Raw genomic sequence first — 15,776 nt, forward strand, 5'->3', positions numbered from 1 at the left:
CCTCTTTTTTTCAAGAGAAGGTAAGCGGCAATGCGAAAATGCATAGCAAGCTGCATCGTCACGTGACAACGCATAGATAAAAATGTTCGATTTTGTGTATTTACAGCGTTTTCTCATACCTGGCACAGAAATTGCTTTTCACTGTAACAAAAGCGCATAGAAAGGAATTATTAACATGGAAAATAAAAGTATTGTTACAAAGGTCAATGACAGAATCTGCGCTGTCGAAAAAACTCTGACATGGATTGTTTTTTCAATCATGTTGGCGCTGCTTGTCATACAGGTAATTTGCAGATATTGTTTTGACTGGCCCTTAGCGTGGGCCGAAGAATTGGTAAGATATACGTATATCGGCGTCAGTTTTCTGGGAGCAGCCGTTGCTGTGCGAGAAAATTCCCATATCTGTATCGACATCTTGCCAAATGTCATCAGAGCGGCGATTAAAAATGAAATCACTGCGGCCAAGGTCCAAGACGTCATAGACATCTTCGCCTGCATTGTCGGACTTGTCTTTTGGACAATCCTCACGGTGTGGATGGTCACTTACAATATTGACATTGAAGTGAAGAAACAGATCACCACATCCAACGAATGGCCCATGTGGGTCATGTGCCTTCCTGTGTCGATCTCCTGTATCATGATGGGTATTCACAGTTTTTTGAACGGCATTGAAAAAGTTATCGAAATCAAAAGACTTGGAAAGGAAGGTGCAGGACTATGATGTATTTGGGTATTTTCTTATTGATTTTCTTGTTGTTGGCCTTAATCAGGGTGCCGATCCCCTTTGCGATGGGAATCGGAGCTATTTTGACGTTGATATTAGCCGGCGGCTCGACGGTGGCCATTGCACAGTCCATGTTCCGGTCCATCAACATTTTTACCTTTCTGGCAATTCCAGCATTTATCTTTGCTGGAGATCTGATGTCTGCCTCGGGTATATCCTCTGCCATCATGCGGTTTGCCAACGCCATCTTCGGCAGAATCAGAGGGGCCGCCGGCGCGGTCACCATCGTAACCTGTATGCTCTTCGGAGCTATTACGGGATCATCGCTTGCTACCATTACCGGCATCGGAGGCATGATGCTGCCTGAACTGGAAAAAGCGGGATATGCGAAAAAATATGCGACGGCGCTGATCAGCGCCTGCGGCTTTTTAGGCATCCTGATTCCGCCAAGCATTCCGGGAATCCTCTATTCCATGATGGCTGGTGAAAACCTGATGAAGGTTTGGCTCTGCACCGTTACGCCAGGTATCGCCATCGGCGCCTGCTATATTTTCATCAACTATATGAAATACGGCAGAACCACTGCCAAGATCCAGGAACCGTTTCAATTCAATCAGTACATCTTCAATATTGGAAGAGAAACTATGAATTCGTTATCAGCGCTGCTGATGCCGGTCATCATCTTCTATGGAATTTATGGCGGTATCTTTACGCCGACAGAAGCCGGGGCTGTAGCAGTAGCTTATGGTCTCATCGTGGGTTGGGTGATAAAACCCCTCGTCACGAAAGTGAGGAAAAAAGAAGTTTACAGACCGGAAAAGAAGCTGATTCCTCTGCTCAGCGATGGCGCAGTCAGCTCGTCGACTATTGCTATGCTCAACGTGTTTGCCACTGTCGCAGGAACGATGATTACCTATACGAGAATTCCGGCTATGCTGACACAGGCCATGCTTTCGATTACAGACAGCAAAATCATCTTCCTGTTGATTCTCAATGTTTTACTGATTATCGTCGGCATGTTTATGGAGACCAACAGCAGCATTCTGCTTCTCGGTCCGATTCTGATTCCGGTGGCTACCTCCTTTGGGGTTGACCCGATTCACTTTGCAGGCATCATGCTCTTGAATCTGGAAATCGGCATGATTACGCCGCCATTTGCCGCAAACTTGTTTGTAGGCTGCCGCGTTGGAAAGATGAACATGAATGAGGTACTGCCCAGCATGATACCGTTTTATATCGCCTCCTTCGGCGTTCTGATGGTTACCACCTATTGTCCTGCTATTGCAACGTGGCTGCCGAACTTGATAGGATAGTCATTTCACTGTGTGATTACGGGAAGGGGAGAATGGAAATGGGGAGAACCAAAGACACTGCATGTTTGTTAGGTGAACTGGAGGAGATACTAGAAGCGTCCTTCGATGGAATCATGGTCACTGACGGCAATGGCAACTGCCTGATGGCGAATTCATCCTATACGCGCAATACCGGAATCAGACGTGATGAAATCGTAGGACACAATATGAGAGAACTGATCAATCCGGTTTGGATGAAGCGTTCAATTGCCTTAGACGTCATAGAAAACGGCTGCGCCATGTCTATGGAGCACGATACCCAGAACGGCAATCACATCAGCGTCACAGGAACGCCGATTTTCGATGAGAAGAACGAAGTGAAAAGAGTGGTTGTGAACACGCGGGATATCTCGGAAATCAATCATCTCAAGCTGAAGCTTGGCGAAGCCCAGGCCATGGAAAAACTCTATCTCAAGAGCATGGGCATTCATAGAGAACTGATCGATATCGACAATGATACCGTAGTGATCAACAATCGCATGCGGGATATCTATGAAGTAGCAAAGCGAGTCAGTACCTATAACACCACGGTTCTGATCACGGGAGAGTCCGGTACCGGTAAAGAACTGGTCGCCAGGTACATACACAAAGAAGACAAGAGCCGCTGTGATAAACCGATGGTAGTCATAAACTGCGGTGCGATTCCAGCCAATCTGCTGGAATCCGAGCTCTTCGGCTATGTAGAGGGTGCCTTTACCGGCGCCATCAGAGGGGGAAAGAAAGGCCTCTTTGAAGAGGCAGACCGCGGCGTCATTTTTCTAGATGAAATCGGAGAGATGGAACTTTCTCTGCAAGTAAAGCTTTTGCGCGTATTAGAATCGAGAAAAATCATGAGAATCGGTCAGCGGGAAGAAATTCCCATCGACGTGAGGATTATAGCGGCTACCAATCGGGATCTGGAAAGGGAAGTCCGCGAAGGCCGTTTCCGTGACGACCTCTATTACAGACTCAATGTCGTTTCTCTGAAGGTGCCTCCTCTCAGAGAACGAATTGACGAAGTCGTCCCGCTGGCAACGAAATTCGTAAACCAGTTCAACACCCTTTACGGTCAGAAGAAAAAGCTGACCTACAGCCTGATTAAAGAACTGGAACGTTATGAATGGCCGGGAAATATACGTGAGCTGAAAAATGTAATTGAAAACCTGGTCGTTGTCAGCGACGACGATTACTTATATGGGGATACTCTGCCGTGGCGGAAAAAGCAAAAAGCAGTCTGGTATGGAGAACAGACTTTGAAAGAAGCAGTGGAAACTTTCGAAAAAGACTTTCTGATCAAAGCCAGAGAAAAATGGAAAACCACAGAGAGGATGGCAGAAGCCCTGGAGGTGAATCAATCGACAATATCGAGAAAGCTGAATAAGTACGGCATATGACAGATACAGAAGAATTTGTGCCGCTGAAGCATGCCTGCAAGAATGCATAATTTCCCCTGAAAGTATGCATTCTTGCATAAAATCTGTGGTTCTGTCCAGGCAGCTTATCCAAAAGACGGAAGGAAAACGTTGTTTTTCAACGATTTCCTTCCGTCTTTTCTTTGCAGGAGTTTGGCATGCTTGTTGCTTAAGACATATGTTACAACAAATGAAATAAGGAGATTACCATCATGAGAAATGTAGTCATTACAGCAGGGTGCCGGACGCCAATCGGCACCATGGGAGGACAGTTTAAAGACATTACCTCCCTGGATTTATCGATTCCGGTTATGCAGCAGCTAATCAAAAGAGCCGGGATTCATCCTGAGACCATAGACGATGTCATATGGGGATGTAATTATCAGCGAACCTACAAAGAAAATAATCTGGCCAGAGTTGCCGCTTTAAAAGCGGGGCTTCCCAGCAGCGTGCCGGGAATCACCATACATAGGAACTGCACTTCTTCTATGTCCGCTGTTCAGCTGGGCTTTTACCAGATTAAAGCTGGCGAGGCAGACTGCATCATGGCTGGAGGCGCTGACAGTATGAGCACAGCTCCCCATATGGTTTTCAATGCCAGATATGGGCAAAAGTATGGACATATGGAGCTGAGAGATTCTATGTGGGACTCTTTGACAAATTTAGGCGCAGGCCCTGCCATGGGAATGACGGCGGAGAACGTGGCCGACGAATATCATGTAACGAGAGAAGAGATGGACGCTTTTGCTTTCCAGTCGCAGCAGAAGGCTGTGCGTGCCGTTGACGGCGGCAGATTTCAAGAGGAGATTGTGCCCATAACCGTAAAGGGAAGGAAAGGGGATCAAGTGTATGATACAGATGAATATCCTCGCAGAGATGTCACTTTGGAGTCGCTGTCCCATTTGAAAGCAGCCTTTAAAGAGGGCGGCAGGGTGACTGCCGGTAACGCCTCGGGAATGAATGATGCAGCGGCAGGTATCCTTTTGATGGAAGAAGAAAAGGCAAAGGAAGCAGGTGCGCCGATTATGGCGAGAATTCAGTCTGTTGCGACTACAGGGGTAGAACCGGAGCTGATGGGCATCGGGCCGATCAGCGCATCGCAGAAGGCCCTTGCAAAAGCGGGGCTTACCATTGATGACATCGACCTCTTTGAGATAAACGAAGCTTTTGCTGCACAGTGCATCGCCTGTCAGAAAACCCTGGGGATTCCAGAAGAGAAGCTCAACGTCAACGGCAGCGGTATTTCTTTGGGACATCCAGTTGGAGCTACGGGCGCGCGGCTGGTGGTAACGCTGATTCATGAACTGGCGAAGAGAAAGCAAAGATATGGACTGGCCACCCTCTGCGCAGGCGGCGGAATGGGAACTGCCATCATCGTGGAGATGGTCTGATCGCGAAGATAAATGGAAAGGAAAAGAAAAATGAGTGCAATTATGAAGAGACTGACTCCTGCAGAGAAGATACAGGACGACTACGAAGCAAAACTGGTGTCGGCAGATGAAGCGGTAAAAGTGGTAAAATCGGGTGATCAAATTCACCTGGGCCTTTTCTGCGGAGTGGTAGTTGATTTAGAAAGAGCCTTAGCGAAGAGAGCAGAAGAATTGACCAGTGTTACGGTCTGCACCACGATGTGGAGCTACAAAGAGCCGCCGGAAATTCTGAAAGCGGACCCGGGAGCGAAACACTTTCACTATTGCAGCACCCATTTAACGGGTACAGAGAGGAAGCAGAACAAGGCGGGAAACTGCTGGTTCCTGCCGGTACAATTCAGAGAAAATCCTAAATTCTATGAGGAATGCAGGGAAACCTTTGACGTAGCCATGCTGCAGGTCGCGCCAATGGATGCGTCGGGAAATTTTAACCTGGGACCCCAGGTGGCGGAGTATTGGGGCGTTCTTCGCAACTGCAGAAAAATCATCGTGGAGGTCAACCAAAACATGCCGATGAATCACGGCCGGGAAAATTATTTGAACATCAACCAGGTTGACTATATTGTTGAAGGCAGTAACAGCCCCCTTCCTACGATCAGCGCGAAAGAAGCCAGCGATGCGGAAAAAAAGATGGCGGAGCACATCGTAACGCGCATCGAAAGCGGCAGCACACTGCAGCTGGGAACTGGCGGCTTCCCAAACTATGTGGGAAAGCTCATCGCAGAATCCGATATCGACGACCTGAGCTGCCATACAGAGATGTTTGTGGATGCGTACCTACATCTGTTTGAGGCAGGTAAGCTGACCAACAACAAGTGTATTAATCAGGGCAAAATGACTTATACCTTCGCCATGGGATCAAAGGAACTTTACGACTGGATCGACGACAATCAGATGATGCAGGTTGCGCCGGTTGATTACGTCAACGATGTGGATGTGATCAGCCAGAATGAGAAGATGATCTCTGTCAACAGTTGTCTGCAGGTGGATCTCTTTGGGCAGGTTAATTCCGAATCATCGGGGCTGCAGCATATCGGCGGCACCGGCGGCCAGCTGGACTTTGTCATGGGAGCCTTTAAATCCAAGGGTGGAAAGAGCTTTCTCTGCACGCCGTCGACTAGAACTCTGAAAGACGGCAGAAAAGAGTCTCTGATTTTGCCGGTTCTGCCTAAGGGAAGCATCGTATCTACGCCCCGCAGTGCAGTCCATTACATCGTGACGGAATACGGAGCAGTCAATCTGAAGGGCAGAAACACTTACGAAAGAGCGGAGCTGTTAGTATCCATTGCCCACCCTGACTTTAGAGAAGAACTCATAGAAGAGGCCAAGAAAATGGGGATTTGGAAGATTTCCAGCAAAGTGGTAAACGCATGATAGAGGGCAAGAAAAAGAGCTGCCGCTCTAGTAGTAATATCTGCTAGAGCGGCAGCTTTGCTGTTCATTTAGTAATAATATGACATGAGGAATACGGCGATGAACGGGATGGTAATCAGTGACGTGAAGGTGGTCAGGGACACAATTTCAGCCAGGGTGCGGCTATTCTTTCCTTCCTGCTCTGCAATGGCTACAGGCGCTACTGCCGTTGGAAAGGCAGAGGCAAAGACCATGACGGCCTTTACATCGGTGTATAGGAAATCCATCTGGTCTACGATTAAAAAGGTGATTGCCGGAATCACCAGCATGGCTGTTATAGTTGTCAGCAAAATGTATTTGTTCTTCAGAATGTTTTTCACGTTGCTGGAGCCCAGCTGCATGCCGACCAGCAGCATGGACAGAGGGATGGTGGCATCGCTGAGTGACTGGATCACGTCGTCCAGCACGGCAGGCGGCCTGATGCCCAGTATCAGCATGATAATTCCTGCAATGACTGCGATGACACAGATATTGCACATGGATTTTAATATTTTCTTAGGATGAAGTTTTGTTTCTGCCCCGATATTCAAAAGGGGCGGTACAGCGCCGTACATGTATAAGTTGAGCAAGATATTGTGCATGACCATCAGATAAAAGATGTCGCCGCCGAATATGGCTTTTGTGACGGGAAAACCCATGAATCCGCTGTTAACGGTGGCAATCGCAACGATGAACATGCCGCGGTCTTCAGACGGCTTAAATTTAAATATCTTGACGATGAAAGCAGAGAAGAGGGTGGTGACAGTGAAAAAAATTACAGCGCCTGCCATCGTTTGCACAGTCGCAACGATGACGTCCGCAGAAAGCGATTTAGAATAGATAGATGAAATAGCCATACATGGTGCGGTGACGTACAGCATAAGATTGGTAATATGAGGAATCGCCTCATTGGATAAGATTTTTATTTTATTTGCGAGGAATCCGATAAATATCATGATGAAAATCGCAAACACTTTTCCGAAGACTATGAACATGATTTGAAGTCCTTTTTATTAACATGGAATAAAAAAAGTATATCATATTTTCATGGGAAAAGCCATAAAGTTTCTATGTAGAAGTTAAGAAAATGGAGATTTGAATCGTATGCAGCGAATTGACATTCTTTGGCATATATGATAAATTATTATTTAGTATTTTCGAGTGATGAAGGAGTATATCATTGATTTATTTAGAATATCTGGTGGTTGCCGCATTTGTGGTTATTTTATCTATTAAAGCATCTAATTATATTGATTTGCTGGACAAAAATACAGAACTTTCTGGCGCTTTTTTGGGAGGCATCATGCTTTCGGCTGTCACTTCTCTGCCGGAACTGTTTACAAGTATTTCAGCAACCGTGCTTTTAAATCGGCCGGGCCTGTGCATGGGCAATATCCTGGGCAGTGATTTATTTAACCTGGTGGCGATTTCTGTGATTATCCTGTTCTATTTTAAAGGATTTTCCAAAGGAAGAGTTTCCAAAAGCTACAGAAATGTGGCGTTTCTGGTTTTCTTAATCTATATATTTATCGCGTTGAACTTTATGGATATTGTCAACGTTAGAATTTTGAATCTGAGTATTACCTCTGTATTAATTCTGCTGGTATACATCTTGGGTGCGAAGTATTTGGCCGTTGCCAATGACGTGGACACAGATGAAGACGCGCTTGATTATCATGCCAGCATGTCAACCAAGCTTTCCATCAAGCAGATTGGATTTCGCTTTTTCTTAGCTAGTGTGGGCATCATTGCTTTCAGTATCATGCTTACTTATCTCACAGATCAGATATCGGTGAAGCTGAACTTAGGTCAGGGATTGGCAGGCGCGTTGTTCCTGGGGATTGCAACTTCATTGCCGGAGCTTGCATCAACGATTACGCTGTTTAAGATGAGAAATTACAACATTGCGGTGGGTAACATCGTAGGCAGCAATTTATTCAATTTTATCATTCTTTCGGTGGCCGACGTTCTGTCTCTGGGCAGCGGCGTATATGCGGTGCCTGATGATAAGACCATAGCCTTATTGGTCTTTGGATTAGTTGCGACGCCGTTATTCTGGATCATGCTGAGATTTAAGAACAGAACGACGCAGGGAATCTGCTCAGTGGGAATCATCTGCTGTTACGCGGCATTTCTGTTAATCTAGGCGTTGTCTTTGACCGTCGGATCATATCAAAACGAACAATATTTCCTATATAAGCGAGAAGGGAAGGTAACAACATGGAAGGATTTTGTAAAGTATGCCCCGAGTGCAATGGAAAAGGCTGTAAAAACCAGATTCCAGGCCCGGGAGCAAAAGGTACAGGCGATACGGCAATCAGAAACTACGACAAATGGAAAGAGATCAGAGTCAACATGGATACGCTGACAGAAAGGCATGACGTTTCTATCCAATTGGAACTCTTTGGTAAGAAATTTGCAGCGCCAATCTTTGCAGGACCAGTCGGAGCGGTAAATATGCATTATGGGGACAAGTATAACGATCTGGAATATAATCATATTTTGGTTCCGGCGTGTAAAGAGAAGGGAATAGCCGCATTTACGGGAGACGGCATGGATCCCGAAGTGATGAAGGCTGCGGGTCTTTCCATCAAGGCAGCTGACGGCTGCGGTGTTCCGACCATAAAGCCCTGGAACAAGGCGATGATTGATGAAAAGATGGCAATCGTAAAGGAGGCGGACGCTTTTGCCGTAGCGATGGATATCGATGCAGCGGGCCTTCCATTTCTGAAGAACTTTCAGCCGCCTGCAGGCAGCAAGTCGGTAGAGGAACTAAAAGAGATTATTGCAGATGCTGGCGTGCCCTTTATCGTAAAAGGCATCATGACGCCAAAAGCGGCGCTGAAAGCAAAAGTGGCCGGTGCGGCAGGAATTGTCGTCTCTAATCACGGTGGACGAGTTCTCGATCAGTGCCCGGCAACGGCAGAGGTTTTAGAAGAAATTGCAGAAGCTGTGGACGGTTCCATGAAAATCTTTGTCGACGGGGGCCTGCGCAGCGGCGTAGACGTATTCAAAGCCTTGGCTTTAGGAGCTGATGCGGTGCTGATGGCCAGACCTTTTGTCAATGCAGTATACAAGGATGGGGCAGACGGGGTCAGAGCCTATGTGGACAAGATTTCGGCTGAGCTGGCTGATACTATGGCCATGTGCGGCGCATACAGCTTGGATCAAATCAATAAAGACATGCTATATAAATAAGAATTGGAAAGGTTGTTGCAGCAGTGATTGTAAGTCGCTGCTGTAGCAGCCTTTTTTAATTCATGGGAAATTGCGTTTTTTATAACTTCCCATGAATTTAAAAGTGGGGGCTAGAAGCACAAAGGACGGAAAAATGCAGAAATACATTTTGATGCAAATAAACATCGAAGAAGATGCAAAAAAATCAGTCTCAAAGGAGGCTGATTGCTGAAAAAGCAAGAGAGACGTTCTGTTTTTAAAAGAGCGGTAAGTTGGTACGGCTTTTGCGATAATCTTTCGTATATTTCTGAATAGAGAGAGAGGAATCATATTATGGCTAAATACAAAGTAGTAATCACAGACAGAGAATACGAAGATATCGACAATGAGCTGCGGATTCTGCAAGAGCTTGGCGATGTGGAAGTGCTGGATTACCAGCTTCGCGATGAAGACCAGGTTATCGAGATTGCGAAGGATTGCGACGCACTGATTATTCAGTATGCAAAGGCTACTAAAAAAGTAATCGGCGCGCTGGAGCATTGTAAAGTGATTGCAAAGTATGCGATCGGCATTGATGGCATTGACATCGCTGAAGCGACAAAAAAAGGCATCTGTGTCACCAATGTCAATGACTATTGTGCTGACGAGGTATCGACCCATGCTGCGGCCATGTTATTAGATACCGTAAGAAGAACGCAGGAATTCAACGCCAGAGTCAAGGCGGGGGAATGGTATCACATGGGAATCAAAATACCTAGCTTGGAACACAGTGTCATCGGTGTCATCAGCTTTGGCAGAATTGCCAGGGCATACATTGATAAGATAAAACCTTTCTGCGATCAAATCTGGGTCTTTGACAAGTTCGTTCCAGAAAAAGATATGGCTGCATACGGGGTCCTTCCTAAATCTTTGGAAGAGATTTTATCTGGAGCCGATTACATCTCTATCCACGCACCCCTGACAGAGGAAACGCGGCATATGTTTGATAAAGAAGCTTTTAAGATGATGAAACCGAGCGCGTCCATTATCAATGTTGCCAGAGGCGCTCTCATCAAAGAGGAAGATCTGATTTGGGCTCTGCAGAACCAGGAAATCGCATTTGCCGCACTCGATGTTCTTGAGACAGAACCTCCGCAAAAAGACAGCCCGCTTTTGCAGATGGACAATGTGATGATTACACCTCATACAGCGTGGTATTCCACAGAATCTCAAAAAAAGCTGCAGTCCACAGTGGCGGAAGATGTGGTCAGAGTTCTGCAGGGAAAGATACCAGGCAATCTTGTAAACCGAGAATTGGCCTCACTGTTTGAGGCAGAAAAATGAACTGTTTTGATTTAACGGGCAAAAAAGCTCTTGTAACAGGCGGGACTAGAGGTCTGGGACGAGGAATGGCGGAAGGCCTCATGGAAGCCGGGGCAGAAGTGGTCATCTGTGGGACCAACGCGCATGTAAATGCAGTCTGCCAAGAATTTCGAGAGAAGGGTTATGTCTGCCATGGGCTGATAATGGATTTAAGGCGGAGAGCATATCTGGAAGAAGGCTTTCGCGAAGCGATGGAAATGCTGGGACAACGATTGGATATTCTGGTCAATGCAGCTGGCGTGCAGAGACGGAATTCCAGTGAAGTTTTTACAGAAGAGGATTGGGACACGGTGCTGGCAGTCAATTTGACGGCGCCTTTTGTCCTCTGCCAGCTGGCAGCGAAACAGATGATAAAACAGGGAAAAGGGAAGATCATCAACATCTCTTCTATGCTGGCCTATTTTGGAGGTCAGACCGTGCCGGCCTATGCTGCCAGCAAAGGCGGGCTGACCCAGTTCACGAAAACCATGTGCAATGACCTGGCGGCAAAAGGCATTAACATCAATTGTATTGCACCGGGGTACATGGAGACGGATATGAACACCGCGCTGACAGACGAAACCAATCCGCGGTATCAAGAAATCAGAAGTCGGATTCCTCAGGGTCGATGGGGCACAGCGGAAGATGTAAAAGGGGTCTGTATTTTTCTGGCTTCGGCAGGTTCAGACTATGTTAACGGCGCAGTCATTCCTGTCGATGGAGGATATCTGGTAAGATGATTGAGAAAGGAGAAAAGACGATGAAGGCATTGGTATATACAGCACCGGGCAGCATTCAGCTAAAAGAAATGGAGATGCCGGAACTAAAGCCTGGTTTTGTCAGGATTAAAGTGAGATATTGTGGAATCTGCGGCAGTGATATGGGTATCTATGCAGGAAATCACCCGAGGGCCAAAGGTCCATTGATTCCGGGACATGAATTTGTCGGTGTCATTGAAGACATCAACGACAGCAAGGGTGGATTTTGTAAGGGTGACAGAGTCGTGCCTTTTCCTTTGATTTCCTGTGGCCACTGTATTTCCTGCCGCAGCGGCCGCCCCTACATCTGCCAGACACTGCGCCTCACAGGCATCGATTTTGACGGCGGAATGGCGGAATACGCCAATGTTGACGAGACGCAATTGGTTAGGGTTCCTGATACGCTGCCAGATAAAGCGGCCGCGCTCATTGAGCCCTTTGCCGTAGCCGTACGAGCAGTACATCAGTCGGGATTCACTTTTTTGGACAATGCTTTGGTCATGGGTGCGGGACCGATTGGCATTTTAACAGCGTTAGCCCTGCGACGCAGCGGCGCTTCAAAGATTATCCTTTCCGATGTTGACGAGGGACGGATAGAATTCTGCAGAGGGATGGGGTTTCATTGTGTAAATTCCGGAGACATCTACTTACCTGAGTACCTCTCCAGGCAGACCGGCGGTGATGGAATGGATTTTGTCTTTGAGTGCAGCGGTACGGAACCTGCAGCCTATGAAGCGACAAATCTTGCGAGGATGCAAGGCACGATATGTATGGTGGGAATTCATAAAAAACCGCATATCTTTAATTTGCCGGAACTGAGTTTTAAAGAGCAGACCCTTGTGGCCACACGTGATTATTCCAGACAGGAATTTGAACGTGCCGCAGAATATGCCGTGGAAATCAAAGAGGAACTGGAACATCTGATTTCACATGTTATCCCATTAGATCAGGCTGCGGGCACATTTAAAATGATTAAAAACAAGGAAATCGATGCCATCAAAGTTTTGTTTCAATGTCAATAGTTCTATAAGAACGATTTTGCTTAAGAAAATAATTTTATTGCCTGTGAGCGGTATAGCTGAAAAGCTATACCGTTTTCTTTTTAAACCCAGAGTTTTCTACCGGAGCGGCGCATCCACATTTTTGCAGTGTAAATAAGTGTGAACGGACAAATAAATTGAAAAATAAAAAAATATAGAATTGTCGAAAAAGTGTTGAAAATGTCGAACTATTATGCTATGATGTTAAAAAATAAAGTGTTTGCTATAAAAATATACAATAAATGGAGTATACACTATGAAAAATGTGGACGCTGCAAAAAAAGTGTATCGCTTGCTGGAAGACTTTTTCCAACCTGAGAAATACGATGATATGGCAGCCAATGGTCTGCTTGCAGACAACACGGCATATTTCGAGAAAATCTATACGGCTACCTTTTCCAGCAAGGAAGTGCTGCAGAAGCTGAAAGAAAAACAAGCACATAATTGCTTGCTTTTTACCCACCACCCTGGAGCACAGCATGAGGAAACAGAACCGCCAATTTATTTTTCACAGGAAGAGAAAGAGTTCATGAAGGCTAGCGGCATCAGCCACTTTAACCTCCATCTGCCGCTGGATCAGATCAATCCGTATTCTCCAAGTATCAGCCTAGCAAAGACCATCGGCGCTGTACCATATGGACAGTTCTTCGAGGAAGGCGGGGCTGTTATGGGATTGATTTGTTTCGGAGATTTTGAGACAGCCCATGAGCTGCAAAATCGTACATCTCATGCTGTGAAGCACAGATGTAAGCTCTATCCCTATGGGGGCGATTTGCTTATGGATGGAAAAATTGCCATCATCGCAGGCGGTGCAGAAGGAACGGAGATTTACCCGTATTTGGCTGAAGCTGGTGTAGGACTGCTTCTGACAGGGGTTGGAACACCAAAGGCGGACTGGTTTGCTCCTTCTCATGAGGCGGCCAAAGCATGTCACATCAATATTCTGTCTGCAGGCCATTATTCGACCGAGAAATTTGCATTGATATCCATGTGCAGATTCTTTGAACATCGAGGGATGGGTGCGGAATTTATCGAAGAAACTCCACTTTTAACAGATCTATAAAGGGAGAAACAGAAAAGGAGATATCACATGAACGCATTGAAAGAAATACAGGCAGTCTTACCTAGCCTGACTAAGACCCAAGCCAAGGTCGCCACATACATTTTGGAGAATCCTGACTCAGTCTGCTTCTTATCTTTAAAGAAGCTGGCTGAAGAAGTCGGCGTGACAGAGACGACCGTTCTCAGCTTCTGTAAAAAGACGGACTTTCAGAGCTTTGTGGGCATAAAGAAGGCCATCAGCGGATATATGCAAGACCGCATGTCCTGGAATAAAAAGCTGGAGACTTCCTCCGAACAATATGATGCTGATGAGGGGATGCTGAATAATTTGATGGAAAATCAGAGGAAGCTGGTAGACAGCACCCTTGAAAATATTGACACAGGTGAATTGTTTCGTTTTGTAGACGCCCTCAGCAGCGTGGATCATATCTACATCTGCGGACACGAAGCGTCTTTGACCATTGCCACCAACCTCCACGATAAACTGAGAGACTCAGGGGCAAGGGTAAATCTGATTGACGTAAGCAACTACTCTGAGGTCCTAAATGCTCTGACCCACTTTACCAAAAAGGATATCTTCATTTTGATTACCCTTCCTTTTTATTCAGCACAGACGGTAGCTATTTCCGACTATCTGGCCAGTGCGGGCGGCGACCTTCTAGCCATCACAGACAAGATGACCTCGCCAATTGTAAAAAACGCCAGCCATGTACTGCTGTGTAATTCGGACAATATGGTCTTCCACAATTCCATCGCATCTTTGATGGCGGTGTCCGATATTATTGCATCGATGTACATCCTGCAGAACAAAGATGCGTTCCGTGCCTATAATGACAAAGTAAAGTTGGTAGAGGACTTCTTCAAACATGCAACGGTTCCTGCCTATGAGCACGAATATCTCTATAATGAGGAAAAGACTTCAGAAGAATTGCTTTAATAGATTGATTATTAGGAGGTTTGTGAATGTATTTAATTAAGAATGCTGTTGTCTACGATCCGCAGCCGAAAGGAATCAATGACGTTTTGGTCGTCAACGACCGCATAGCGGCGGTAGGGAAAGATTTAAACCCGCAGATTCCAACAATCAAGGAGATTGACGGATCGGGAAAAACCGTGGTGCCAGGGTTCATCGACCAGCACGTACACGTAACCGGTGGAGGCGGTGAGGGAGGATTTCATACCAGAACACCGGAGCTGATGCTGTCGACGGTAATCAATGCAGGGGTCACTACTCTGGTAGGACTTTTAGGCACGGACTCCTACACGAAAAGTGTTGAGAATCTGGTTTCCAAGACGAAAGCCTTGAAGAATGAAGGCATTACAGCCTACTGTCTGACCGGTGCTTACGTATACCCTTCCGTTACATTGACTGGATCGGTGGACAAGGATATCGTATACATCGACGAAATTCTCGGCTGTAAGCTGGCTGTTTCCGATCATCGTTGTTCTCATCCGACAAAAGAAGAATTGATTCGGTTGGTTTCTGATATTCGTATGGCTTCACTGATTGCAGGGAAACCAGGCGTCCTACATATTCATGTTGGAGGCGTTGGAAACAAGCTGAAAGATATCATGGAAATCGTCAGAGAGGAGGGAATTCCAATTACCCATTTCAGGCCGACTCATATGGACTGTCATCTCAAAGAAGCTATGGAATTTATGGAGATGGGAGGATGGGCTGATTTTACAGCAGAGCCGGATAAAGCTGATGAACTTTATGATGTGATTTGTAAGTCAGGCATCGAGCATATGACGGTAAGCTCAGATTCCAATGGCAGCATTCCGGTGTGGAATGACCAAAAAGAAATTGTGGACGTAAAGGTAGGAGGAATGAAACCTCTTTACCAACTGATCAGGAATCTCATCGTGGACTTCGACGTTCCGATCGAAACAGCCATAGCGCTGATTACCAGCAACGTAGCAAAAGCTCTCAATCTGTATCCGGAGAAAGGAGCATTGCTGCCAGGCAGCCACGGAGATCTTGTTCTTTTGGACGAGAATCTGCATGTTGACACCGTTATGGCCAAAGGGAAACTGATGATGAGAAACAAGAAGCTGCTTGCAAAAGGAACCTTTGAAGATATTCCTTTATGTACAGAGGAGGCATAG

At 46.3% G+C, this 15,776-nt stretch carries 14 protein-coding genes; 13 read left to right on the forward strand and 1 reads right to left on the reverse strand.

Going from position 1 to position 15,776, the window contains the following annotated elements; all coding sequences use genetic code 11:
- The first annotated feature begins 175 nt into the window (after nt 1-175).
- The 5 genes from BN6539_RS15845 to BN6539_RS15865 all read left to right on the forward strand — a co-directional run bounded on the left by BN6539_RS15845 (nt 176) and on the right by BN6539_RS15865 (nt 6,271).
- The gene (locus tag BN6539_RS15845) at nt 176-721 is read left to right on the forward strand and encodes a TRAP transporter small permease (RefSeq protein ID WP_067540755.1); all 546 of its coding nucleotides are present in this window, start codon (nt 176-178) and stop codon (nt 719-721) included.
- The gene (locus tag BN6539_RS15850) at nt 718-2,037 is read left to right on the forward strand and encodes a TRAP transporter large permease (protein WP_067540758.1); all 1,320 of its coding nucleotides are present in this window, start codon (nt 718-720) and stop codon (nt 2,035-2,037) included. Before BN6539_RS15845 ends, BN6539_RS15850 begins: the two co-directional genes overlap by 4 nt.
- Nucleotides 2,038-2,075: 38 nt before the next feature.
- A complete protein-coding gene (locus tag BN6539_RS15855; RefSeq protein ID WP_187375516.1) occupies nt 2,076-3,449 on the forward strand; it encodes a sigma-54 interaction domain-containing protein in 1,374 nt (457 codons plus the stop codon).
- Between the two features lie 230 nt (nt 3,450-3,679).
- Nucleotides 3,680-4,858: a thiolase family protein gene (locus BN6539_RS15860; RefSeq protein WP_067540763.1), complete on the forward strand. Its 1,179-nt coding sequence runs from the start codon at nt 3,680-3,682 to the stop codon at nt 4,856-4,858.
- A gap of 30 nt (nt 4,859-4,888) precedes the next feature.
- Nucleotides 4,889-6,271, forward strand: coding sequence for an acetyl-CoA hydrolase/transferase family protein (locus tag BN6539_RS15865; protein WP_242869424.1), 1,383 nt, complete (start codon nt 4,889-4,891; stop codon nt 6,269-6,271).
- A 68-nt stretch (nt 6,272-6,339) separates the two neighbouring features.
- Here BN6539_RS15865 and BN6539_RS15870 read toward each other — a convergent pair whose 3' ends face one another.
- Nucleotides 6,340-7,284, reverse strand: coding sequence for an AEC family transporter (locus BN6539_RS15870; protein WP_067540766.1), 945 nt, complete (start codon nt 7,282-7,284; stop codon nt 6,340-6,342).
- A gap of 185 nt (nt 7,285-7,469) precedes the next feature.
- On the opposite strand from BN6539_RS15870, the gene BN6539_RS15875 reads away from it, so the two are divergent.
- The 8 genes from BN6539_RS15875 to iadA all read left to right on the forward strand — a co-directional run bounded on the left by BN6539_RS15875 (nt 7,470) and on the right by iadA (nt 15,776).
- Nucleotides 7,470-8,435, forward strand: a complete 966-nt coding sequence (locus tag BN6539_RS15875) for a sodium:calcium antiporter (protein ID WP_067540769.1) — start codon at nt 7,470-7,472, stop codon at nt 8,433-8,435.
- 74 nt (nt 8,436-8,509) lie between these two features.
- Nucleotides 8,510-9,487 (forward strand): alpha-hydroxy-acid oxidizing protein, encoded by a 978-nt coding sequence (locus tag BN6539_RS15880; RefSeq protein ID WP_067540772.1) that lies wholly within the window; start codon nt 8,510-8,512, stop codon nt 9,485-9,487.
- Between the two features lie 312 nt (nt 9,488-9,799).
- Nucleotides 9,800-10,789 (forward strand): C-terminal binding protein, encoded by a 990-nt coding sequence (locus BN6539_RS15885; protein ID WP_067540775.1) that lies wholly within the window; start codon nt 9,800-9,802, stop codon nt 10,787-10,789.
- Nucleotides 10,786-11,547: an SDR family NAD(P)-dependent oxidoreductase gene (locus tag BN6539_RS15890; RefSeq protein ID WP_067540778.1), complete on the forward strand. Its 762-nt coding sequence runs from the start codon at nt 10,786-10,788 to the stop codon at nt 11,545-11,547. Before BN6539_RS15885 ends, BN6539_RS15890 begins: the two co-directional genes overlap by 4 nt.
- A complete protein-coding gene (locus BN6539_RS15895; protein WP_242869425.1) occupies nt 11,544-12,587 on the forward strand; it encodes a zinc-dependent alcohol dehydrogenase in 1,044 nt (347 codons plus the stop codon). The genes BN6539_RS15890 and BN6539_RS15895 overlap by 4 nt, the downstream gene beginning before the upstream one ends.
- Before the next feature lie 274 nt (nt 12,588-12,861).
- Nucleotides 12,862-13,668: a Nif3-like dinuclear metal center hexameric protein gene (locus BN6539_RS15900; protein ID WP_067540781.1), complete on the forward strand. Its 807-nt coding sequence runs from the start codon at nt 12,862-12,864 to the stop codon at nt 13,666-13,668.
- Between the two features lie 27 nt (nt 13,669-13,695).
- On the forward strand, nt 13,696-14,604 hold the full coding sequence (locus BN6539_RS15905) for a MurR/RpiR family transcriptional regulator (RefSeq protein ID WP_067540784.1): 909 nt from the start codon (nt 13,696-13,698) through the stop codon (nt 14,602-14,604).
- 26 nt (nt 14,605-14,630) lie between these two features.
- A complete protein-coding gene (gene iadA, locus BN6539_RS15910; protein ID WP_067540788.1) occupies nt 14,631-15,776 on the forward strand; it encodes a beta-aspartyl-peptidase in 1,146 nt (381 codons plus the stop codon).

This window comes from Emergencia timonensis (genome assembly GCF_900086585.1).
Classification (GTDB): Bacteria; Bacillota; Clostridia; order Peptostreptococcales; family Anaerovoracaceae; genus Senimuribacter; species Senimuribacter timonensis.

Bases quoted from the DNA above. Each gene is read 5' to 3' on its own strand.
- BN6539_RS15865 (WP_242869424.1), top strand. From the start codon at position 4,889: ATGAGTGCAATTATGAAGAGACTGACTCCTGCAGAGAAGATACAGGAC.
- BN6539_RS15880 (WP_067540772.1), top strand. From the start codon at position 8,510: ATGGAAGGATTTTGTAAAGTATGCCCCGAGTGCAATGGAAAAGGCTGT.
- BN6539_RS15850 (WP_067540758.1), top strand. From the start codon at position 718: ATGATGTATTTGGGTATTTTCTTATTGATTTTCTTGTTGTTGGCCTTA.
- BN6539_RS15895 (WP_242869425.1), top strand. From the start codon at position 11,544: ATGATTGAGAAAGGAGAAAAGACGATGAAGGCATTGGTATATACAGCA.
- BN6539_RS15890 (WP_067540778.1), top strand. From the start codon at position 10,786: ATGAACTGTTTTGATTTAACGGGCAAAAAAGCTCTTGTAACAGGCGGG.
- BN6539_RS15905 (WP_067540784.1), top strand. From the start codon at position 13,696: ATGAACGCATTGAAAGAAATACAGGCAGTCTTACCTAGCCTGACTAAG.
- BN6539_RS15870 (WP_067540766.1), bottom strand. From the start codon at position 7,284: ATGTTCATAGTCTTCGGAAAAGTGTTTGCGATTTTCATCATGATATTT.
- BN6539_RS15900 (WP_067540781.1), top strand. From the start codon at position 12,862: ATGAAAAATGTGGACGCTGCAAAAAAAGTGTATCGCTTGCTGGAAGAC.
- BN6539_RS15885 (WP_067540775.1), top strand. From the start codon at position 9,800: ATGGCTAAATACAAAGTAGTAATCACAGACAGAGAATACGAAGATATC.
- BN6539_RS15845 (WP_067540755.1), top strand. From the start codon at position 176: ATGGAAAATAAAAGTATTGTTACAAAGGTCAATGACAGAATCTGCGCT.
- BN6539_RS15860 (WP_067540763.1), top strand. From the start codon at position 3,680: ATGAGAAATGTAGTCATTACAGCAGGGTGCCGGACGCCAATCGGCACC.
- iadA (WP_067540788.1), top strand. From the start codon at position 14,631: ATGTATTTAATTAAGAATGCTGTTGTCTACGATCCGCAGCCGAAAGGA.
- BN6539_RS15855 (WP_187375516.1), top strand. From the start codon at position 2,076: ATGGGGAGAACCAAAGACACTGCATGTTTGTTAGGTGAACTGGAGGAG.